Origin of the sequence: Brevibacillus sp. AF8 (assembly GCF_021270385.1) — a bacterium.
In the GTDB taxonomy this organism is placed as follows: domain Bacteria; phylum Bacillota; class Bacilli; order Brevibacillales; family Brevibacillaceae; genus Brevibacillus.
On the sequence record NZ_JAGQDN010000001.1, the window covers coordinates 283,788 to 305,229 of the forward strand.

Sequence of the window (21,442 nt, forward strand, 5' to 3'; positions counted from 1 at the left end):
ATAAACTTTAAAATAACTATAAAAATTGGAGGTTTTATCCATGCCATTTGACATTCAGCTACTTGCACCTATCATTGCTATTCAATTGATCCTAGCAGTTATTGCATTAATTGACCTGGCTCGACGTGAAGCATACCGAGTTGCAGGTGGAAAAAAATGGCCGTGGGCTCTCGGCATTATCTTTATCAACACCTTGGGTCCAATCGTGTATTTCTTTGTAGGCAGAAAAGACTAGCTCAAGAGAACCGAGGAAAGGGTTGACATTCTTTGCGAGTTATTGAATGTGAAGGCCTCACAAAGGAATACAAAGACCATAAAGCGTTAAAGAACGTAACCTTTTCCGTCGATGGCATCGGTTGTGTCGGTTTTCTTGGGGGGAATGGTGCCGGGAAAACGACGACCATCCGCATCCTTACCGGGTTGGCTGCACCGACCGGAGGAAAAGTGAGAGTAGTAGGCTACGACGTCGTGACCGACCGTAATAAAGTCACAAGTGAAGTCGGATATTGTCCACAAATCCCAGCCTTTTATAACTACATGACTGCGACAGAGTGGATGCATTGGGTGGGCAGACTTTATGGATTGGACAAGCGCACAATTGCGCAGCGGACTGATGAACTCTTGGAGTTATGCGGAATCAATGAGGCGAGGAACCGCCCGATAAGCGGTTACAGCGGAGGGATGAAACAGCGTCTGGGTATTGCCCAGGCGCTCATCCACAACCCCAAGCTACTCGTTTTGGACGAGCCCGTTTCCGCGCTAGACCCCATGGGCAGATATGACGTCTTATTGCTAATTGAAAAGTTGAAGCAACATATGACTGTCTTCATGTCGACTCACATTTTGGATGACATCGAAAGAATCGCCGACCACATCGTCATCATCAAGGACGGTACGGTGGTGCTGTCGTCGAGTTTGGATCAGCTGCGAGCAAACCATGTGGAGCCATTGATTGAGTTCAAGCTTGATCAACAGGACATCGATTTAACTGATGTATTGAATGGGCTAACCTGGATTAGGGAATGGAGCCAAGAAGGCGGTATTTACAAAGTTCTTATCAATGACATGGAAAAAGCCAAGGCACTCCTGCCGCACATTCTTTTGGAAACTGGCGGGACACTTGCGTATTATCGCTTGTCCGCATCGACCCTCGAAGATATTTTCCTAAAGGTTGTGAATAACTGATGACTTCCCACCCAATGATCAAAAAAGAATTTAATGAATTGGTCAAAACCTACAAGATACTCATTATTCCGATTGTGTTTATTGCTTTAATGATTACACAACCGATTACGATGAAAATGCTCCCGGATATTTTGGCCAATTCCACAGGACTGCCGGAAGGGGCCGTCATCAAAATTCCAACCCCGTCGGCTCCGGAAGTACTTTCGACGGCGATTAGCAAATTTAGCTCACTCGGCACGTTTGTGCTAATCCTTATCGTCATGGGGTCCATTGCCGGAGAAAAAGCCTCTGGAGTAGCATCCATGGTATTCGTCAAGCCCATCAGTCGGGCGAAATACTATCTCGCCAAAGCCATTACCTACTACACGTTAACAATGGCAAGCATGCTAATAGGAATGGGGATAACTGCCTACTATACAGAGATCCTTTTCGGAAAACTTGATTGGACCCACGTATGGATCGGTACGTTGATGTACATACCGAATCTATTCCTTGTCGTCACAACAACGCTGTGCGCCTCCAGCTTTTTTAACAATGCTGTTGGTGCCGGTGGGGCCTCACTTGTATTCAATATCCTGATTTTCACGGTTCCACAATTTCTCGGTAAATTTTTGGATATGGTGTCTCCAGGCGGATTGTCAAATGCGGCAATGATGGTGATTCAAGAAAACTCAACGCTGGCGCAAGCATTCATCACAGGTTTACCGGGCCTCGCAGGTGTCTTTACACTCAACATCGTGTTTTTCTTTATGGGCTGGTACTTTTTGGAGCGATCAGAAATCTAAGGAGGAGGCGTAGAAATGGAACATTTTTGGCTGATCTGGTTGGTTAGTGTACTGTGCGCTCTATGCACGATACCTATTCAATCCAACACGATTCGCCAACATGTACAGTTGCAAGCCGCCATCTACTCTACTAATAAAGTCCCGCCTGTTTCCGTCATGGTTGCGATTATGATCATGCAGAGTTGTGTCTTTCTGGCTCTGGCGACTGCCATAGGCTTGTGGCTCATGCCTTCTACTGGTCTTCGACTCTGGATTCTCGATTACTGGGTGTCCAGAACGGAGCTGCCTTTTTCCATCTGGTCGTTTTGGACCATATCGATTGGTTCAGGTATCGCGGTAGGACTTTTGGTAAAATGGGCGGATCGTTCTTTCTTTCAACAACACATGACCACATTAATGGGTAAAGAACCGATTTCATCACGGTTCTTCGGCTTTCTCTCGTCTTTTTACGGGGGGGTCTGCGAAGAAGTGCTCATGCGTCTAGGGGTTATGACTGTTGTCGTATTTTTGGTACAGAAGATGGGGTGGCTGGGAATTTCCTATTGGCTGGGCATCCTTGTTGCCGCCATTGTTTTCGCGGTATCCCATCTCCCATCCAATTACATGACGTACGGAAAAGGTAACGTGGTCACTGTATGGACGTTGTTGCTAAACGGTATCATGGGCATCTTGTTTGGCTTCCTATATTGGCGCTACGGTTTAGAAGCTGCGATCATTAGTCATTTTAGCGCTGACATCGTGCTGCATGTGATCTTTAAAAATAAAAGCAGAAAGTAGGAGAAGCGAATGATCGTTGTAACAACAGAAAACATTCCAGGATATCGTGTCGTTGAAGTGAAAGGAACAACATTCGGCTTAATCGTTCGAGCACGCGGAATTGGGGGAGACATCATGGCAGGTCTTCGTTCAGTAGTTGGCGGAGAAATCAAGGAATACACGGTGCTCCTGGAGGACGCGCGCAAGCAAGCACTTGACCGCATGATAAAAAACGCAACTGCCATGGGAGCTAACGCTGTGGTCATGTGTCGTTACGACTCTGGAAATATGGGAAATATGGGGGAAGTTGTCGCATACGGTACAGCAGTTGTCATTGAAAAGGTGTAAGGAATGATTTATTTCATTTCCTACATCGTTTTTCAGATCTTGCTTTTCATCACCTTGCTCATCATTTCGAAATTCAAAGACAAACGACTGCACCAAGACCACGGAGAAGTCGTCCCGCCCGGATTTGAGCCGACGAATGAAGTGACGATCGATCCAGTAAGTCAGGAAAAGCGTCGTGTATACTTCAATCCAAAGACCGGGGACCGGTATTACAAAGTTGAAAAATAAGCGGTGAGGATGACTTCCAGCTCTAGTAGAAACGGGCCAAATCTTGTTAGACGACAAGATTTGGCTTTTGTTGTGCACCCAGTATGGACGATAGCTCGAATGTCGATTTGACGCTGTGCCATATTGTGACGACCCCAAAGTCATGATAACATTCTAAAAAATATCTTTTGGAGAGATAGAGGGACGAGAGGTCATAAGCATGACGAAAACGATACTGATTGTAGAAGACCAGCAGATTTTGCGAGAGATTATGAAGGAATACTTGATGGACGAAGGATACGAAGTGTTGGAAGCGAGCAATGGAACTCAAGCACTGACGTTATTTCAGGAGCATGAAGTACATTTGATCATTCTGGACGTTATGCTGCCGGAATTGGACGGGTGGTCAGTATGCAGACGCATTCGCAAAGTTTCCAACGTCCCCATTCTGATGTTAACAGCTCGTTCGGATGAGGATGACACGTTGCTTGGATTTGAGCTCGGGGCAGACGATTATGTGGTGAAACCGTGCAGTCCACCCATTCTGCTGGCACGCTCCAAACGGTTGCTGGAAAACCGGCAAATGCAAGAACCTGGGGATATGTTGTCCGGCGGCGGGATTACGATTCACTTGCCGTCCCGAACCGTTTCGATTGAGGGAAAGAACTACAGCCTGACGCACACGGAATTCGAAATTTTAGCCTACTTGATGAAAAACAAGGGCATCATCCTCAGCAGAGAACAGCTCATTACAAAAATCTGGGGTTACGACTTTGTCGGCGAGGATCGCACACTCAGCAGCCATGTTCGGAATTTGCGTTCCAAGCTGGGAGAGCAGGCGAAGCATATTGTCACTGTTGTTCGTTCCGGTTATAAATTCGAGGACCGGCCATGAGAACGAGCATTGTACGCAAGCTGTTTCTGCTCACAACCGGATTATGCCTGTCTGTGATCGCGAGCATTTTTATCGGACAAACCGTATTTTTCGAGCAGTATTATGTTCATCAAAAGGTAGAAAAGGTGAAGGAAGTTCTTCAATCCTATCGGCAAAACGAGTTGACTCATGACGGGGCTTCCCAGGATGAGGTCAGGAAGGAACAGGAGTTTTATCAAAAGACGAATGCCTGGTTTGCTCGATTGGATGACAGAGGCCAGTTGAAATACACGGACGATTTCCAGATGGAGGTCCGTTTGGATAACTCGGACGCCGCTCCAGCTCTCTCTCGCAAGTCGATTGTCGTTCCGTTGTACACGGTCATGGATGTGGAGGATGTAAGCTCCGATAACCCCTTCTTAGATACTTATGTGAAAGCGGGACAACAGATTGCCATGGAAGGGATCATGTTCGATAATCAATGGTTTGCGCAACGGATCGGGAGGAGTGTCTCCAATCTCAGAGAGGAAGATCAACTGGAGAATCAGCAACTCGTCAAAAAAGAGTATGAGGTCGTCCCGAGATTCAAGAGTGGCACCGAATACCATGAGCGTTATCCCAGCGTTTTGTTTCGTGGAACCATCACGCAGGTCCGAACACCGCAAGGCGCGGATGTATCCCGCTATATGAACCGCTTATTTCTTGAACGGGTGAAAGCTTTTCAAGCGGATCTTCTATACGGAGATGTTGTGGAGCAAACAAGCACCATAACGGACTACCAAGAGAACAATATCGATTACAAAATATTCGTTGAGCGCGTGACCGATCAAACAGGGAAACCCGCCTATCTGTTTGCCATGACATCACTGCAGCCCGTAAACGAAGCTGCAGGGGTGATGAGAAGTTATTATGGCTACATCATTGCAGGTACCTTGCTGCTCATTCTGCTCGCCTCCTTCTATTATTCCCGCAGAATAGCAGCTCCTTTGCTCCGAATGGACGACATGACGCAAAAAATGGCCAAGCTGGACTTCTCTGAAAAAATTCCGATCAAAACGGAGGATGAGATCGGCAGCTTGTCACGGAATATTAATCGGCTTTCGGATATGCTGCATGCCCATATTGTCCGTCTGGAGCAGGATATTGAGAAAGAAAAGCGGCTGGAGCAAACGCGCAAGGAATTTATAGCTGGCGTGTCGCATGAGCTGAAAACTCCGCTCAGCATTATGGAAAGCTGCCTGTACATTTTGAAGGATAAGGCAGATAGCCCGAAGCGAGATTACTATTTTGCTGCGATGGAAGATGAAGTGAAGAAGATGAACATGCTGGTTGCGGATATGCTGGAATTGGCAAAATATGAATCCGGTACGTATAGAATGCAGATGGATTCGTTCCGGATTGATGGGCTACTCGAGCAAATCTGCGTAAGGTTGATACCGGACCTCGCCAGCAAGCAGTTACAATTGCACCACCGTTTAATCCCAGTCGAGGTTATCGCCAATCAGCATCGAATCGAGCAGGTGATCGTGAATTTCCTGACAAACGCCATTCGCTACACACCGGAAAAAGAGGAAATTGTCATCTCGACGGTTGAAGGGGAGGATACTGTCAAGATTTGCATCGAAAACAAAGGCGTCCAGATTCCGAGCGAGCAGTTGGAGAAGATATGGGATCGTTTCTACCGAGTCGAGCATTCCCGCAACCGTTTGACGGGAGGAACCGGATTGGGCCTGGCGATCTCCAAACAGATACTAGAACTTCATGGGGCGCTCTATGGGGCAATGAACACGAAGGAAGGCGTCTTGTTCTATTTTGAATTGAAGAAAACGAAAGTGTAGAACCTCGGTTCTGCACTTTTTTTATTGCATTTCTACCTAATCTGCACACGATCTGCATCTGATCTTGATCTTTGACGATTACTCTTTACCTTGTTCAAGAAGAAAGGGGAAAGATGAAAGTGCAAAGGAAAATGATGAGTATTACACTGTTCGCCATGGTCGCCTTATCGGTTGCGGCGTGTGGCAGCAATGGACAACCACCCGCTCCCGAGATGACCAGGCAGGTCGAGGACATCTCCACTGCGAAGCAAACCTCATATGCATCACTGTATCAGAAAAGCGTTTTTCTAGGAGATTCGATTACGGAGGGATTGTCTTACCATGATGTGCTGAAAGAGGAGAACGTGCTGGCCGGTGCGGGGAAAACGGCTGAATTCGCGCTGGAAGATGTGGACGAATTGGTCAAGCGAAAGCCCGAGCATATTTTTATCCAGCTGGGTTCGGACGACATTTTATGGCCGACCGACCATCCCAAGGAATATTCGTTGTCGTACTACGCCCAATTGATCGGTCGCATCAAAGAAAGGCTTCCTGAGGCGTCCATCACGATATTATCCGTTACCCCTGTTACCGAAAAGGCAGAAAAAGCGGAGCCCCGCTATCAAAATATCGACGACTACAATAAGGGACTGAAGGAGCTGGCAAGCAAGGTACAAGTCGGATACATCGATGTGTCATCAATTGTGGACGATCATCCTGAGATGTACGATGCGGACGGCATTCATTTCCAAGCCGAGCTCTATCCGATCCTGCTCGATTACATAAAAGATGAGCTGGGTCGTAACAAGAGCGCAAAATAACGGCGCGGGAGGAAACGAACGTTGGTATTCAGCAGTCTGATATTCCTGTTTCAATTTTTGCCCGCCGTACTACTCGTTTATTATGTGTCGCCTAAAAATTTGAGAAATGCTGTTCTGTTCGGAGCGAGCCTCATCTTTTATGCATGGGGTGAACCGATATATATCATCATCATGATTTTTACAACCGTATTTGATTATATCAACGGGCTTGTGATCGACAAGTACAGTCACCGCAAGCCGATCGCCAGAGCAGTGTTGTTCGGCTCCATCTGCGGCAGTTTGGCGATTCTCGGTTTCTTTAAATATGCCGGGTTTGTCGTTTCGAATGTGAATGATCTATTCGGTTTGCATATACAGGTGGCTGATCTGCCACTACCCGTCGGTATTTCTTTTTATACGTTCCAAACGATGTCCTATGTAGTGGATGTATACATGGGAAAAGTGCCAGCACAACGAAATTTTGTCGCTTTCGGCACGTACGTCACGATGTTTCCCCAACTGGTCGCAGGTCCTATCGTTACATATGGAGATATCGCGGAGCAACTGGTCTCTCGTAAAGTGACGTTGGAGCGGTTCGGAGAAGGAGCGGAATGGTTCATCCGGGGATTGGCCAAAAAAGTGCTACTCGCCAACAATATCGGACTCTTATGGACCAATGTGAAGTCGACGCCGATGGAAGACTTGACTGTCCTGTCCGCGTGGCTCGGCATCCTGGCGTTTACGTTTCAAATTTACTTCGACTTCAGCGGGTATTCGGATATGGCGCGCGGACTCGGCAAAATGTTCGGTTTCGAATTTCCAGAAAACTTCAAGTATCCCTATATTTCACGAAGCGTTACAGAATTTTGGCGCAGATGGCATATTTCCCTCGGTTCCTGGTTCCGGGAGTATGTCTATATTCCGCTCGGCGGTAATCGGATGGGCTTGGGCAAGCAGTTCCGTAACCTCTTGATCGTATGGTTCTTAACTGGTCTGTGGCATGGGGCTAGCTGGAACTTTATCGTCTGGGGCTTGTATTTCGGCTGTTTCGTTGCGCTTGAGAAGCTGTTTTTACTGACATGGCTGAAGCGTTGGCCAAACTGGGCGGGACATCTCTATACGTTGCTGATTATCGTTGTCGGGTGGGTCCTTTTTGAATTCGAACAGTTACCTTCCGCGTGGATGTTCATCCGTACGATGTTTGGTTTCGGGTCGCACGAATGGGTGGATCGTCAGGCGCTCTACGACTTGACGACGTATGGGGGATTGCTCGTTCTGTTGGCCTTATGCGCGACACCGCTGCCCCGGAAAGGATTGGAGCAAATGAAAGCCCGATGGAATTCAGTTGGCATGATCGCTGCTTTGACATTTTCTATCATCAGTTTGGTTTTGTCGTCTGCTTATTTGGTCTTTGAGGATTACAATCCATTCTTATATTTTCGGTTTTGAGGGGAGGGAGTTGTCTTGAACAGCTCTGACAAACAAACACGAGCCGTGACGGGCTTGATGTTCTTGCTGTTTATCCTCATAGTGGCTGTTTTGAACATACTGACCCCTGATCAGGCATTCTCGGAATCGGAAAACAGGGTGCTCGAAAAGAGGCCGCCATTTTCGCTGCGATCACTGCTGGCGGGGAAGTTCACTTCTGATTACGAGACCTATATCACCGATCAATTTGCTTTCCGGGACGTTTGGATCGGGCTAAAAACGGATGCAGATCGTGTTATGGGCAAAAAGGACAGCAATGGTGTTTATCTGGGCAAGGATGGGTACCTGATTCAACATTTCTCATCGCCACTAGACACCGAGGTGAATGACAGAGTTCAGGCCATCCAGTCGATTCACCAGACAACGCCCGACCTTCGTAAGTACATCATGCTGGTACCGACCGCCGCGGCTTTGCTTCGGGATAAACTCCCCGACTACGCACCAATGGGTGACGAACATGCTGCGCTGAATCGAGTACGGCAATTGCTTCCACCTGATATTCGCTTCGTTGATATCTATCCCGCGCTGTATGCCGGACGTGAAGATAACATTTTTTATAAAACGGATCATCATTGGACGAGCAAAGGCGCTTATGATGCTTACCGGGTGTTGTGCAAACAGATGGGGATTGTTCCGAAAGACGAAGCTGCGTTCAACATTCTGCAGGTGACGGATGCATTCTACGGATCGCTCTATTCGAAAAGCGGCTTTCGTCATCTGCAGCCTGATCTCATCGATCTTTATCTGCCGAAAGAGGCAAGCAAAAAGAAGGTGGAGTACGTGGACGAAGGCCGTACTGAGGATTCCTTGTACCAGATGGACAACCTGTCCAAAAAGGATAAGTATGCCGTATTCCTGAACGGCAATCATGCATTGGTCCGAATTACAACCGACCATCCTGACGGGAAAAAGCTGCTGATCGTGAAAGATTCGTACGCCAATAGCCTGATACCTTTTTTGGCCGAACACTTCGCAGAGATTGATGTCGTTGACCTTCGATATTATGAGGAATCCGTAGGAAAGCTCATACAAGATCGGCAGTTTCATGACATGCTATTCCTTTACAACGTCCAAACGTTTTTTGAAGACACCTCTATTCTGAACATCATGGAGTGAATAAAATGAAGCGATTTTTGTCTGTACTGCTTATGGTTGCTATCGGAATGGGAATGTTGGCCGGATGCTCCAGTGACGGCGGGACTTCTGAAGAACTATCGGCTGCAAAAGTGGGAGAAAGAATGCAACAAACTGTAAGTTTTCAGGATATGAAGCAAGGGGATCTGGAGAAACTTCAAAAGCTGTATCACATCGACGCAGAAAAAGTGGAGGATTTTATCCTCTTTACGGCCTCATCCAATGTGAAAGCAGAGGAACTGGCTATCATTAAAGTCAAAGATGCGAGCGACACCGAAAATGTAACAGAGAAAATCCAGCAACGGATCGAGGCCCAAACAATCAAATTAAAAGACTATCGCCCAGAGGAGTATTTTCTCATCGAAAAGCATGTTTTGAAGACGAAAGGGCCGTTTGTTTTATTCGCGGTGTCAAAAGAGGTGGATCAAATAGAATCTGTGTTTGACGAAGCGATGAAGTAAATGTTTGATCTATAAAAAGAAAAAGCGGTGGTTTAAGACCTTGGAAATAAAGTCTTAGACTACCGCTAGTGTTATGCTTATTATTCAAATTAACGTTCTCCGTTAGCTTTCAAATTATAAAAGAAAATAATTCATCAATCTTAGCGATTTACAGATGGCGGCTGATATTTATATGATTGCCGCCTTTCGACATTTTTACTGTTACCTCAGGCTCTGTTTTCTGTCGAAATCGTCTCGCATCCGTTGAATAATGCAAAATTTTGAAAACAAATGTTCAAAGCTGTTCGCAATTGCTTTGTTGGCTTTATGTCGTTCTCGTACCAGATGTTTTTAACAACAAGCGTCCCGGCTTTTCGTTCCACGATTACCTCGGCTCGTCCGATGAAGCTCTCTCCATACAATAGAGGCAGCACATAATAGCCGAATTTCCGTTTGTTTGCAGGCGTGTAAATCTCCCAAGTATAATCGAAGCCAAACAATTTGTTGATCAGCTTTCTGTCCCATATCAAATTGTCCAGCGGAGCAATCAGCTCGCAGCGTAATTTCGGTGCCGGATTTTGCAGGACAGTTTCAATAAGCGGCAAATCCTCCGTGCGACAGTATAGCATATCCTTCATTTGTTCTACGGCAACAGCAACAATGCGATCTTCGTGTAACAGTTGGCGGAAAACCTCGTTGCGCTGCTCCGCTTTCAATCCCCATATATTCAGCCAGGCATCGGATGCGCGGTTCCATAAAAGGCCAACAGCACCGATTCGACGCAGTACCCGCCACTTGTGATGCTCAAGCTCGTCCTCCAGTGGCTCCGGCGAATTCAGCAGGTTTGGCGGTATGTACTTCCCAGCCATATCGTAATATTTACGCGTTCCTTTTTTATGATGGATAATCAACTCACCTGTCGAGTACATCTGCTCTAGCACCGATCGCGATGTATTGTTTCCGCTGCTCCAGTGGATCGCCGATTGCCAAGTGAAATCTCCATCCAATTTCAGTTCATCCGAACTTATCGTACCGTGATTTTGAATATGAGTCCGTACTTGCGCTGTCAAAACCTCCATTTGGGGATAGCGCTTGGCATGTTGTCGGGCGGCTTGCCTGTATCGCTCAAAATACGGCCAGTCCTCGATCGGAATAATAGCCAGATTCTTGTCAGGATAATCGATCAGGAGTCTATCTTGATACAGCAACTCGTCGAGCATATTCTTGGTAAATCCTTTGATTCGCGACTGCAGAACCAGTTCGGCGTTTTTTCCGCAAACATCGATGGGATCATATTGAATACAACCGACCTGCCGCACAAAATCCATTACGCCTTGCTTTCCGGTAAATTGATATTCGCCCAACAGCCCATGCTTCATTAACAGAAATTGCCGTGCTTGGCGGTTCGTCAATTGGATCATGTATGCGTCGACTCCTTAACCAAACAAACGGGAGCAGCTTGCACATGCTGATGGATGGCGAAGTTGCTTATCACAATAAAGTTACGATTTGCTTCTTGCCATAATGGCGGTACCCATTGGGGAGCTTCAGGAGCAAACCCCTTTCCTAATTTTCCAATAATCGAAAATTGCTCTTTTTCAACGATGTCAACCACGCCTATTCCCCCTATCTGTAGGAAAATACACAAAATACGAACTGATGTTCCTGTGATATTTTACCATTGTCTGAAGCATAAAAACAAGAGCTATTGAAAAATAACTGCCCGCAAGTTAAATAACTGGCAGCCAATCTAACCCTTTATTTTTACGGAACAGTAAAAATCCATTGGCATGGAATGCGAATGAGTGTAGTTGCAGAGTGACCCACAGGGGGGGCCTTCTCTATCATCGTTATATTCGAATCGAGCCACCGAGCTCCAGTTAGCCAAGGTGGACAACCACGAGCAGGTAACGCGGGTCTTTTTCTATGAAATGTACGAACAGATTCCACGCCAGTCACCCACTAGAGCTGTTCTACATTTGGCTGCCTGGGAATAATTCGCCATCCTTGGTGTACATACCGCTAGACCCTCGCATCATTCCTTAATCAACTATTCTTCTTCTCCATTCTTATGTTTTAATAAGAAAAGAATTTGCAGTCGAGTAGCTATGGAAGAGGGATAACATGAAGCGTCTAACGATCGGCTTGTTTGCCCATGTGGATGCGGGCAAGACTACTTTCGCCGAACAGTTGCTATACCATACAAACAGTATCCGGTCGCGGGGCCGGGTGGATCATCAAGATGCCTTTTTGGATAGCCATGATATTGAGAGGAAAAGAGGCATTACCGTGTTCGCCGATCAGGCGGTTATGCACCATAAGGGCGACGTTTATTATTTGATCGACACACCTGGACACGTCGATTTTTCCTCCGAGATGGAGCGGGCGATCGGGGTCATGGATTACGCTATCGTGATTGTCAGTGCGGTAGAAGGTGTTCAGGGTCATACTGAGACAGTCTGGGAGTTGTTGCGCAAACATCGGATACCGACCTTTTTCTTCATCAATAAAACAGATCGGATCGGCGCGGATGCCAGCAGGACAGAAGAGGAGATACGCAGTCAGTTGACTGGGGATGTTTGTTGCATCAGAGACAATTTCGTCAACGGTATTGTCAGCGAAGGACTACGGGAAATGATGTCAGAGCGAAACGACTCACTGCTGGAAGCATTTTTAGAGGAAAGGGACGATCAAGAATTCTGGCTGGGCGCCTTACAAGAGATGATACGAGAAGGTCAGCTTTTCCCTTGTACCTACGGCTCGGCACTACAGGATGATGGCGTTGTAGAATTCCTGGATCAACTGTCCTCGTTGACAACTGCGTCTTATGACGAAACGGCTCCATTCGGGGGGCGCGTTTATAAAATTCGACACGCAGCAAACGGATTGAGACTAACTTTCGTCAAAGCGCTGAGTGGCAAGCTGAAGGTCCGGGAGTTGCTCAGCTATGAGAACGGTGGACTTCGGTACGAAGAGAAAATTACACAAATCTTATTGTTTACTGGTAGGAAATCACACTCGGTTGAACAAGTAGCTGCTGGCGATTTGTTCGCGGTTGTCGGCTTGTCCGAAGCCGAAGCTGGACAAGGGGTGGGGGTCTACTCAGACAAGTTTACTTATGAGACTGAACCGACACTACAGTCGAAAGTACTATTTGACAATTCGCTTCATGTGCAGCAAGTCCTCGGTGCGTTTCGCATTCTGAATGCGGAGGACCCGTCTTTGAATGTGGTTTGGGAAGAGAGTTTGCAAGAGATTCACATTCGCGTTATGGGTCTGATCCAATTAGAAGTGCTGGAGCAGGTTGTGAAGGAGCGCTTCGGTTTTGTTGTCTCTTTCGGTCAACCGGAAATCCTGTACAAAGAAACGATACAGTCTGCCGTGACGGGATATGGGCACTTCGAGCCACTCCGGCATTACGCGGAAGTACATCTCATGCTTGAACCGGGAGAGCGAGGCAGCGGCATCCGCTTCACTAGCGTATGTCATCCTGATGAACTGAGTTTTAACTACCAGAATTTAGTTCGGTCTCATCTCTATGAACGGGAGCATCATGGACTATTGACAGGCATGCCGGTCACCGACATGAAAATTACGCTCCTAAGAGGCCGAGCGCATAACGAACATACGCATGGGGGCGACTTTCGTGAGGCCACCTTCCGCGCACTGCGGCAGGGGCTGGAAAAAGCGGAGAATATGCTGTTAGAACCCTACTACGACTTCAAAATAAAGGTGGGAGTGAACGAGATGGGGAGGGTACTTTCGGATGTTCAGCGCGCCTCAGGTTCGTTCGAGCCACCACAGATGTCGGATACGCATGCGGTCATTACGGGCAGGGTACCCATAGCAACATTCATGAATTACAGCACCGAATTCGCTTCTTTCACGCATGGACGAGGCAGCATCCGCTGTGTATTTGGCGGATACGATCGCTGCCATAACGCGGAGGAAGTGATGGAAAGGATAAGCTATAAAAAGGATGCCGATCCGGTTTATACCTCCTCCTCGATCTTTTGCGCCAAAGGGGCTGGCTATTCGGTGCCGTGGGACGAGGCAGAAGCCAAGATGCATCTGCTCTGAGCAGAAATGAACAGGCTGTATTAATATATTTGTAATGCAGAGGGCGAGCCTGATGAGGCTTCGCCCTATTTACATTGGATGCGAGAGTAAATCCCACGCAATCCCTCTATATCTACAACTCGAATGGCACTGCGCTCAGAAAGTTCAATCAAGCCTTGCTGTCGCCATTTCTGCAAAGTCTTGTTCACCGTCATGCGAGACGTATCAATATAGCGGGCAAAAGACAACTGATCGATAGGAATAACATTATTTCCGTACACTGTTATTAGTTTGAGCAGATAATTAGCCATCGCAAGCTCAATGGGACTGTCAGTAAACGCGATGATTTCAGCGAGGAGACGGAGCTTATAGATTTGTGAATTGGTGAAGATCACTGCCGACTGGGGGTGATCTTGGCATATGCGCGATAAGACCTCGTCGGAGAAAAAGTGAATGACGCAAGGAGAAGTCGTTATGGCTGATGTCAGGTATGAGCCGTTGTAGGCGCCGTGCTCCCCAAACAACCCACCTGTGGGAATGTAATCGATAGTCCGCTCATGTCCGTTTTCAGATAACAGCGTAATCTTTACGCTCCCTTTGTCAAGATAATAAAATCCAGTTCCCACATTGCCTTGATGGTAGATCGTTGTGTGTTTTTCCATTTCGATCTTCTTGCCATACATGAGGTACGGGGTCCACTGATAGCGGAGACAGGCCATTGTGACCACCTTTCACATGATTTGCTTACACTGTGCGAGCAGTATTTGCCGTGAGTTGTGGAGGCTTCAACATATCTGGGCGTTTGACGACAAAGGATCGGTTTTTGATTTCAATGATGCCATTTTCCTTCCATGCCTTCAGGATCTTGTAGACAGTAATACGGGTGAGGCCAGCACATTCAGCCAGCTCTTGTTGAGTGAGGGGAACCTCGTGGTTTTTAAAGTCTTCACAAATGTTGAGCAGGAGACGAGCAATTTGCTCTTCCGAAGTTAGCGCTTTCAAGTTGATGGCGGTTAAAAGAATCCGCATTTTTTGATTGATTGTTTGGGTGAAAAGAGACAAGAGTTCAGGGCGTGCCTTCAACATTTCGAGGAATTGCAAACAGGAGAAATGGTAGACGACTGCATTCTTTACAGCAATAGCCGTAGTGAAATGAGGTTGTTGATCCATCGTTTGAAGTCCCATAATTTGACCAGGTACTACGATGTTCACCAGGCGATCTTTCCCCTTGAAGGTAGAGGTCACTATCTTCACCAAACCCTTATGAAGATAATAAAAACCTTCTCCCATCGTCTCTTGCTGATAGATAGCCGTTTTTCTTTTCACAAATTGGCGGGTACCGTATTCTAAAAGGGTTTCCCATTTCAAATCAGTTTCAAAAGGGGATACCATCATCGCCGCTCCTTTCCTTAACCATGATCTTGCCTCCTCTAAGCATCCACCCCAACCCATATTGAGTCTTAATTTTCTGAATTTACTACTCTTGATTATATGAAAATAAAAAGCTCCTTACCAATATTTCAACGTGAAAAGGATGTGCATTCGAAAGAAAAACAGAAATGATGTTAATTCGTTTACATACTCACTTGCCGATGAACCAGGTGAGCCATTCGACTTTCCCACTCCGTTTCTATTTTTCAGCCGTGATGTTAAGTGGGTTACATTTTTCAGAAGAGACAGACATTATAATGCGATTTAAGATCAAAAACGGCTCAACCAACAAAAATCTACAGGGAGGAATGGTAGTGGGAATCCGTACAGGTGACCAATACATTCGGGGCTTGAAATCACGGCAACCGGAGATTTGGCTGCAAGGCAGAAAGGTGACAAATGTATGTGAGGAAGCCGTTTTTCGACAGCCGATTCAGGAAATAGCCAAACTGTATGACATGCAGCATGACGAGAAATACCAGGAAAAGATTACCCATATTTGTCAGGAGACCGGTGAGCGTGTGAACAACGCCTTTCTCGTTGCAAAGACCCCTGAGGAATTGCAGGCGAAACGAGCCGTGTACGAAGCTTATGCGGAAGCCACTTTTGGCTTGATGGGAAGAACGCCGGATTTTCTCAATATCGTCTTGACGTCGCTATACAGCAATGCGTCTTTCTTGGAAAGGTACAATCCACAGTGGGCAGAAAATGTGAAAAATTATTACAAGTATGTTCGCGATCAAGACCTGTTTTTAACGCATGCGATTATCAATCCGCAAAATGACCGCAGCAAGTCCTCGCACGAACAAAACGATGTCTACACCCATTTGGGGGCAGTAGAGGAGACGCCGGAAGGACTGATTGTCAAAGGAGCGAAAATGCTCGCGACACTGGCGCCGATCACGGATGAAGTCATCATTTACTCGTTCCCCGGGTTCCAGCCAGGAGATGAGCGTTATGCCTTGGCATTTGCCATACCGATTAACACGCCAGGCTTGCGGATCATTTGTAGAGAGCCCATGCAGGATGGGATTCGTTCCGTTTATGACCATCCATTGGCATCTCGCTTCGAAGAAATGGATGCTGTTCTTGTCTTTCATGACGTACTCGTGCCTTGGGAGCGCTTATTCCTGTACAACAATGTAGAAGCAGCCAACCTGCTTTATCCAAAGACAGGTATCGGACAACAGCCGGCGCACCAGACAGGGGTGAGAGGACTGTTGAAGCTCCAATTTGCCACGGAAGTTGCCATGCGGCTGGCAGACTCCATCGGGGTAGACGTCTATCCGAATGTCCAAAACCATCTCGGGGAGCTAGCGCAATCGCTGGAATCGGTCAGAGCGCTGCTAAAGACAGCAGAGCTGGAGTACGAGACCTTGCCGTCGGGCGAGCTCATGCCGGGTTATGTACAGCTCGAAACCATTCGCGGACTGCTTCCGAAGCTGTACCCGCGGGCGATCGAAGTCATCCAAATTATTGGAGCAGGCGGATTGCTCATGTCCCCGACAGACAGTGATATGGTGCATCCCGAGTTGGCGGAGGATATGGAAAAGTTTTATGCGGGACGAAAGGGTATCTCCGGTACAGATCGGGTTCGCCTGTTTAAGCTCGCTTGGGACCTGTGCGGGGAAGCCTTTGGACAGCGTTTGCTGCAATACGAGCGGTACTATACCGGTGATCCGGTGCGTAAATTGGCTATTTTTTACAACAACTACAAGAAGTCTCATGCTTGCACGATGGTGGATGACGCGCTTAGCGTTTTTGCTGCCAAATCGGCATCGCAGACGGAGCAGGTTCTTTAAACAAGGTAAAACAGGGAGGGAATAGAGCATGGGTACATTGGCACCTATCCATTTGTGGAAGTTTATCGAGGATCACATCGATCAGCTCAAGCCACCTGTGAATAACAAGGTGATTTGGAAAGATGCAGAGCTTATGGTCATGGTAGTGGGAGGGCCGAACAAGCGGCGGGATTTTCACATTGATCCATCCGAGGAAGTCTTTTACCAGCTGAAGGGTGATTGCTTCGTAGAGATCATAAATCAGGATGGAAAGCGCGAGATCATTACGGTCAGAGAAGGGGAAATGTTCCTTCTTCCGGCGAATGTCCCGCATTCCCCACACCGGATCGCGGATACCATCGGCCTTGTGATTGAGCGCAACAGAAGTGAGGGAGAACTGGAGGACTTTGCTTGGTACTGTGATAACTGCGACCACGAAATGCATCGCGTACGGATTCAACTGACCAACATAGAGGTGCAGGTAAAAGAGGCGATCGAAGGCTTCAACAGTAATCTGGAGCTGCGTACATGCCAAAAATGCGGGCACGTCATGTCTCCGGAAGCGAGTGAGTGGAAATGCGAGTAGACTTCCATACCCACATCATTCCAGAGGATATTCCTAATCTGGCTGAACGATTTCATGGAGAGCGCTGGCCAGTTCTGCACCGCACTTGCACATGCGGGGCAACTATCATGGTCGGGGGAAAAGTATTTCGCGAAGTGACGGATCAGGTATGGGATCCCCAAAAACGGATTCATGACATGCAGCAAGAAGGCGTGGATATGCAGGTGTTGTCACCTATTCCGGTCACGTTTTCCTACTGGGCCCCGGCATCCGAAGCAGAAGTGATGGCGCGGATTCAAAACGATTTTATTGCAAAGACAGTCAACCAACATCCGAATCATTTCATCGGATTGGGGACAGTTCCCTTGCAGGACACCGAGGCAGCCATTCGGGAAATGGATCGCTGCATGCACGAGCTAGGCCTGAGAGGGATCGAAATCGGTACCAACGTAAATGGCAACAATCTGGACGACCCGGGAATGATTCCTTTTTTTGAAATGTGTCAGACATGGGATGTGCCACTCTTCGTCCATCCATGGGAGACACTGGGCAGAGAACGAATGCCGCGGCACAACTTAATGTACACCGTCGGGATGCCAAGTGAGACAGCGCTTGCCGCAGCAAGTCTTATCTTGGGAGGTGTGATCGAGAAGTTTCCGCGCCTGAAAATCTGCTTTGCCCATGGCGGCGGCTCTTTTCCTTATATTCTCCCCAGGCTGGACCAAGGCTGGAAGGTATGGCCGCATCTGCGTCTGACCGAACAACCGCCTAGTGTGTACGCGAAACAATTCTACTTTGATTCCTTGACATACGACCCACTGAACATTCCATACATGATGAAGCGCTTTGGCGAAGATAAGATCTTGATGGGCTCGGATTATCCCTTCCTGCTTCGTGAAACACCTCCCGGGGAAGTCATCGATCATACGTTGGAGCTGACTGACGGACAGAAGCGGGCGTTGCTGGGTGAAAACGCGCTTCGCTTCCTGAACATAAAGGAGATGAAAGCACTGTGAAGCATCAGACTGAAACACCGGAACAACGGCTACAGGCTATGGGCTTAGACCTGCCTGAACCGAGACAGCCTGCCGGTAATTATGTCGGTTGTGTCCAAGTGGGCAATCTCCTCTTTCTGGCAGGACAAGGGACAAATGAATATCGAGGGAAGCTGGGACAGGATGTCACGACAGAGGAAGGTTACATGGCTGCCAGGCAGTGTATGCTCAATCTGCTGGCTGTTGCCAAACATGAGCTAGGGGAGCTGAGGAGAATCAAACGAGTGGTCAAAATACTCGGATTCGTTAACAGCGACCCAGCTTTCATCGATCAGCCTACAGTCATGAATGGGGCATCCGATTTGTTGGTGGAGCTATTCGGCGAGAAAGGCAGGCATGGGCGATCCGCTGTAGGGATGGCCCAGCTCCCGCTAAATAACGCCGTAGAAGTAGAGATGATCTTGGAAATCGAGAATTAGGAGGATTCCCATGAGTCATACTGCCAAGGAAAACCCGGTAATAAAAGGCGCCAAGCTATTCATAGACGGAGCTTACGTGGACGCTGTTTCCGGAGAAACCATTGATACGATCAATCCGGCGACAAATCTCAAGCTGGCTTCTGTGGCCAATGCAAGTGAACAGGATGTAAAAAGGGCGATTGACGTGGCGCAGCGTACGTTTGAGTCAGGCGTTTGGAGTGAGAGGTCCGTAGATGAGCGAGCCAAGATTCTCTGCAAAATGGCTGATCTGGTGATGGAGCGTGTGGACGAACTCGCTTTGGTGGAGACGCTTGATGTCGGCAAGCCGATCAAAGAAAGCCGGGGCTTCGATATTCCGAGAGCGGCAGCCAATTTGCGCTTCTTTGCCGAAATGGCTAAATACACGGTCCATGAGCATTATGAAATGCGCCATTTTATGTCCTACGCCAAATATGCTCCGGCAGGTGTGACAAGTCTGATCATTCCATGGAATTTGCCCTTTATGCAGATGACCTGGAAAGCATCGGCTGCTTTAGCGGCAGGAAATACCGTCGTGGTAAAGCCAGCTTCGTACACGCCTCTCTCGGCGGTGATGCTCGGTGAGATTGCCAATGAAGCGGGTTTGCCTGCTGGCGTGCTCAACATCATCACTGGTCCTGGCGGGACTGTCGGTACGGCAATGACGACGCATCCCCATGTGCGCCGGATCTCTTTTGTGGGAGAATCGAACACTGGAAAGACTGTCATGCAGAATGCCGCTTCGCACCTGATTCCGGTATCGCTCGAATTGGGAGGCAAATCAGCCAATATCGTGTTTGAGGATGCCGATCTTGATGAAGCGGTAAAAGGGTCGGTCGAGGCGATATTCCGCAATCAGGGCGAGATTTGTCTGGCGGGATCGCGTTTGTTGGTACAAGAAAGCGTATATGATCAGTTTCTGGACAAATTTTTGGCGGCTGTTCAAAGAATCAAGGTGGGAAATCCTCTGGAACCAGATACAGATATGGGGGCGTTGGTGTCCCGCAGTCACTTGGAAACGGTGGAGCACTACATCCAGATCGGACTGGAAGAAGGAGCCAAACTCGGTTACGGCGGAAAACGGATCAGCGGGCTGGGTGACGGCAATTTCCTGGAGCCAACCGTTCTCTATGATGTAGACAACAAAATGAGGGTGGCGCAGGAAGAGATTTTCGGTCCGGTCATCGTGATCATTCCATTTCGTTCAGAAGAGGACGCTATTCGGATCGCCAATGATTCGGCTTACGGCTTGGCAGGAGTCGTTTGGACCAACGATCTGCGGCGCGCGCATCGCGTGGCTGATCGGGTGAAGTCAGGTCTTTTATGGATCAATTGCTGGTATGTGCGTGATTTGCGAACTCCGTTTGGCGGTGCCAAGGACAGCGGGATTGGCCGCGAAGGCGGGCGTCACAGCTTCGAATTCTACTCCGAGGTCAAGACAATCACCCTAAAATTATAGCGAGAAGAACAGCAAATCAGGGAGGGAGCCGTGTGGACATAGAAAAAATCACGCGATTCGCCGATCATTTAGCGGCGGCGAGTCGTGAAGGGGTGGGAGTATCGCCACTCACTTTACTGGATCCGCAAATCAGCGAAATAGAGGCATACCACGTTCAATTGAAGACGATTGAGCGAAAAGTGACAGCAGGCGCGAGGATTACAGGGAAGAAAATCGGCCTGACCTCTCGCGCCATGCAGACACTGCTTGGCGTGGAACAGCCAGACTATGGACATCTTTTGGACGACATGGTCGTGGAAAACAACGGAGAACTGCCTTTCGAGCATGTCCTTTCGCCAAAGGTTGAAGCAGAAATTGCTTTCCTGCTGAAGCGAGATTTGGAAGGGCCACATGTAACCACTTATGACGTCTTAATGGCAACGGAATATGTAGTGCCTGCTTTGGAAATCGTGGACAGCCGTATCGCCAACTGGCAAATCAAACTGGAAGACACCATTGCGGACAATGCATCCTCCGGCTTCTACGTGCTGGGTGGACATCCTATGAAACCGCAAGATCTGGATCTTCCTCTGGCAGGAATGGCATTTTATAAAAATCAAGAGCTGGTCAATACCGGTGTAGGTGCCGCCGCGTTAGGCAATCCTGCATCTTGTGTAGCATGGTTAGCGAACAAGCTGTACGAATTAGGGATAACACTCCAAGCGGGAGAAATCATCTTGTCCGGTGCGTTATCGGCAGCGGTCGAAGCGAAGCCTGGCGATGTATTTCATACACGGATTGCTGGACTTGGTTCTGTAGGAGTCAGGTTTAGTAAGTAAAAA

23 protein-coding genes are annotated in these 21,442 nt (G+C 47.9%); 19 read left to right on the forward strand and 4 right to left on the reverse strand.

Features of this window, described 5'->3' with window-relative positions; all coding sequences use genetic code 11:
- Positions 1-40: 40 nt before the first annotated feature.
- From KB186_RS00820 to KB186_RS00875, 12 genes are all read left to right on the forward strand, one after another.
- Positions 41-235: a PLD nuclease N-terminal domain-containing protein gene (locus tag KB186_RS00820; RefSeq protein WP_007729128.1), complete on the forward strand. Its 195-nt coding sequence runs from the start codon at positions 41-43 to the stop codon at positions 233-235.
- Between the two features lie 32 nt (positions 236-267).
- A complete protein-coding gene (locus KB186_RS00825) occupies positions 268-1,185 on the forward strand; it encodes an ABC transporter ATP-binding protein (protein WP_173607644.1) in 918 nt (305 codons plus the stop codon).
- Positions 1,185-1,970, forward strand: a complete 786-nt coding sequence (locus KB186_RS00830; protein ID WP_232772903.1) for an ABC transporter permease — start codon at positions 1,185-1,187, stop codon at positions 1,968-1,970. The genes KB186_RS00825 and KB186_RS00830 overlap by 1 nt, the downstream gene beginning before the upstream one ends.
- A gap of 15 nt (positions 1,971-1,985) precedes the next feature.
- A complete protein-coding gene (locus tag KB186_RS00835; protein WP_232772904.1) occupies positions 1,986-2,747 on the forward strand; it encodes a CPBP family intramembrane glutamic endopeptidase in 762 nt (253 codons plus the stop codon).
- Positions 2,748-2,756: 9 nt separating this feature from the next.
- Positions 2,757-3,074 carry a heavy metal-binding domain-containing protein gene (locus KB186_RS00840; RefSeq protein WP_015891250.1) on the forward strand — a complete coding sequence of 106 codons (318 nt, stop codon included), beginning with the start codon at positions 2,757-2,759 and terminating at the stop codon, positions 3,072-3,074.
- A 3-nt stretch (positions 3,075-3,077) separates the two neighbouring features.
- Positions 3,078-3,302, forward strand: a complete 225-nt coding sequence (locus tag KB186_RS00845; RefSeq protein ID WP_173607647.1) for a hypothetical protein — start codon at positions 3,078-3,080, stop codon at positions 3,300-3,302.
- Between the two features lie 199 nt (positions 3,303-3,501).
- Complete coding sequence (locus KB186_RS00850; RefSeq protein WP_232772905.1) at positions 3,502-4,176, forward strand: response regulator transcription factor; 675 nt, start codon at positions 3,502-3,504, stop codon at positions 4,174-4,176.
- Positions 4,173-5,993, forward strand: coding sequence for a sensor histidine kinase (locus KB186_RS00855; protein WP_232772906.1), 1,821 nt, complete (start codon positions 4,173-4,175; stop codon positions 5,991-5,993). The genes KB186_RS00850 and KB186_RS00855 overlap by 4 nt, the downstream gene beginning before the upstream one ends.
- A 113-nt stretch (positions 5,994-6,106) precedes the next feature.
- A complete protein-coding gene (locus KB186_RS00860) occupies positions 6,107-6,793 on the forward strand; it encodes a GDSL-type esterase/lipase family protein (RefSeq protein WP_232772907.1) in 687 nt (228 codons plus the stop codon).
- A 21-nt stretch (positions 6,794-6,814) separates the two neighbouring features.
- Entirely contained in the window at positions 6,815-8,221 is a 1,407-nt protein-coding gene (locus KB186_RS00865) for an MBOAT family O-acyltransferase (protein WP_232772908.1), read from the forward strand.
- A 15-nt stretch (positions 8,222-8,236) separates the two neighbouring features.
- Positions 8,237-9,376, forward strand: a complete 1,140-nt coding sequence (locus KB186_RS00870) for a DHHW family protein (protein WP_221868448.1) — start codon at positions 8,237-8,239, stop codon at positions 9,374-9,376.
- A 5-nt stretch (positions 9,377-9,381) separates the two neighbouring features.
- Positions 9,382-9,855: a DUF4358 domain-containing protein gene (locus KB186_RS00875; protein ID WP_173607653.1), complete on the forward strand. Its 474-nt coding sequence runs from the start codon at positions 9,382-9,384 to the stop codon at positions 9,853-9,855.
- 206 nt (positions 9,856-10,061) lie between these two features.
- Here the strand turns inward: KB186_RS00875 and KB186_RS00880 are convergent, their stop codons facing one another.
- Entirely contained in the window at positions 10,062-11,255 is a 1,194-nt protein-coding gene (locus tag KB186_RS00880) for a winged helix-turn-helix domain-containing protein (protein ID WP_232772909.1), read from the reverse strand.
- Complete coding sequence (locus KB186_RS00885; protein WP_173607655.1) at positions 11,252-11,449, reverse strand: hypothetical protein; 198 nt, start codon at positions 11,447-11,449, stop codon at positions 11,252-11,254. The genes KB186_RS00880 and KB186_RS00885 overlap by 4 nt, the downstream gene beginning before the upstream one ends.
- 509 nt (positions 11,450-11,958) lie before the next feature.
- Here KB186_RS00885 and KB186_RS00890 point away from each other — a divergent pair.
- Positions 11,959-13,914, forward strand: coding sequence for an elongation factor G (locus KB186_RS00890; protein WP_232772910.1), 1,956 nt, complete (start codon positions 11,959-11,961; stop codon positions 13,912-13,914).
- A 65-nt stretch (positions 13,915-13,979) separates the two neighbouring features.
- On the opposite strand, the gene KB186_RS00895 is transcribed toward KB186_RS00890, so the two are convergent.
- Positions 13,980-14,612 (reverse strand): Crp/Fnr family transcriptional regulator, encoded by a 633-nt coding sequence (locus tag KB186_RS00895; RefSeq protein ID WP_173607657.1) that lies wholly within the window; start codon positions 14,610-14,612, stop codon positions 13,980-13,982.
- A gap of 25 nt (positions 14,613-14,637) precedes the next feature.
- Positions 14,638-15,285, reverse strand: coding sequence for a Crp/Fnr family transcriptional regulator (locus KB186_RS00900; protein ID WP_173608350.1), 648 nt, complete (start codon positions 15,283-15,285; stop codon positions 14,638-14,640).
- Between the two features lie 353 nt (positions 15,286-15,638).
- Between KB186_RS00900 and KB186_RS00905 the strand changes: the two genes are divergently transcribed.
- Genes KB186_RS00905 through KB186_RS00930 form a run of 6 tightly spaced genes read left to right on the forward strand, consistent with a single transcriptional unit; the run spans position 15,639 to position 21,439 of the window.
- Positions 15,639-17,126 carry a 4-hydroxyphenylacetate 3-hydroxylase family protein gene (locus tag KB186_RS00905; protein ID WP_232772911.1) on the forward strand — a complete coding sequence of 496 codons (1,488 nt, stop codon included), beginning with the start codon at positions 15,639-15,641 and terminating at the stop codon, positions 17,124-17,126.
- Between the two features lie 28 nt (positions 17,127-17,154).
- Positions 17,155-17,691 (forward strand): 3-hydroxyanthranilate 3,4-dioxygenase, encoded by a 537-nt coding sequence (locus KB186_RS00910; RefSeq protein WP_173607659.1) that lies wholly within the window; start codon positions 17,155-17,157, stop codon positions 17,689-17,691.
- A complete protein-coding gene (locus KB186_RS00915) occupies positions 17,682-18,686 on the forward strand; it encodes an amidohydrolase family protein (protein ID WP_221868644.1) in 1,005 nt (334 codons plus the stop codon). The genes KB186_RS00910 and KB186_RS00915 overlap by 10 nt, the downstream gene beginning before the upstream one ends.
- Positions 18,683-19,144: a RidA family protein gene (locus tag KB186_RS00920; protein ID WP_173607660.1), complete on the forward strand. Its 462-nt coding sequence runs from the start codon at positions 18,683-18,685 to the stop codon at positions 19,142-19,144. Before KB186_RS00915 ends, KB186_RS00920 begins: the two co-directional genes overlap by 4 nt.
- Positions 19,145-19,154: 10 nt before the next feature.
- Entirely contained in the window at positions 19,155-20,621 is a 1,467-nt protein-coding gene (locus KB186_RS00925; RefSeq protein ID WP_232772912.1) for an aldehyde dehydrogenase, read from the forward strand.
- A 32-nt stretch (positions 20,622-20,653) separates the two neighbouring features.
- Positions 20,654-21,439 (forward strand): 2-keto-4-pentenoate hydratase, encoded by a 786-nt coding sequence (locus KB186_RS00930; RefSeq protein ID WP_173607662.1) that lies wholly within the window; start codon positions 20,654-20,656, stop codon positions 21,437-21,439.
- The last annotated feature ends 3 nt before the right edge of the window (positions 21,440-21,442 follow it).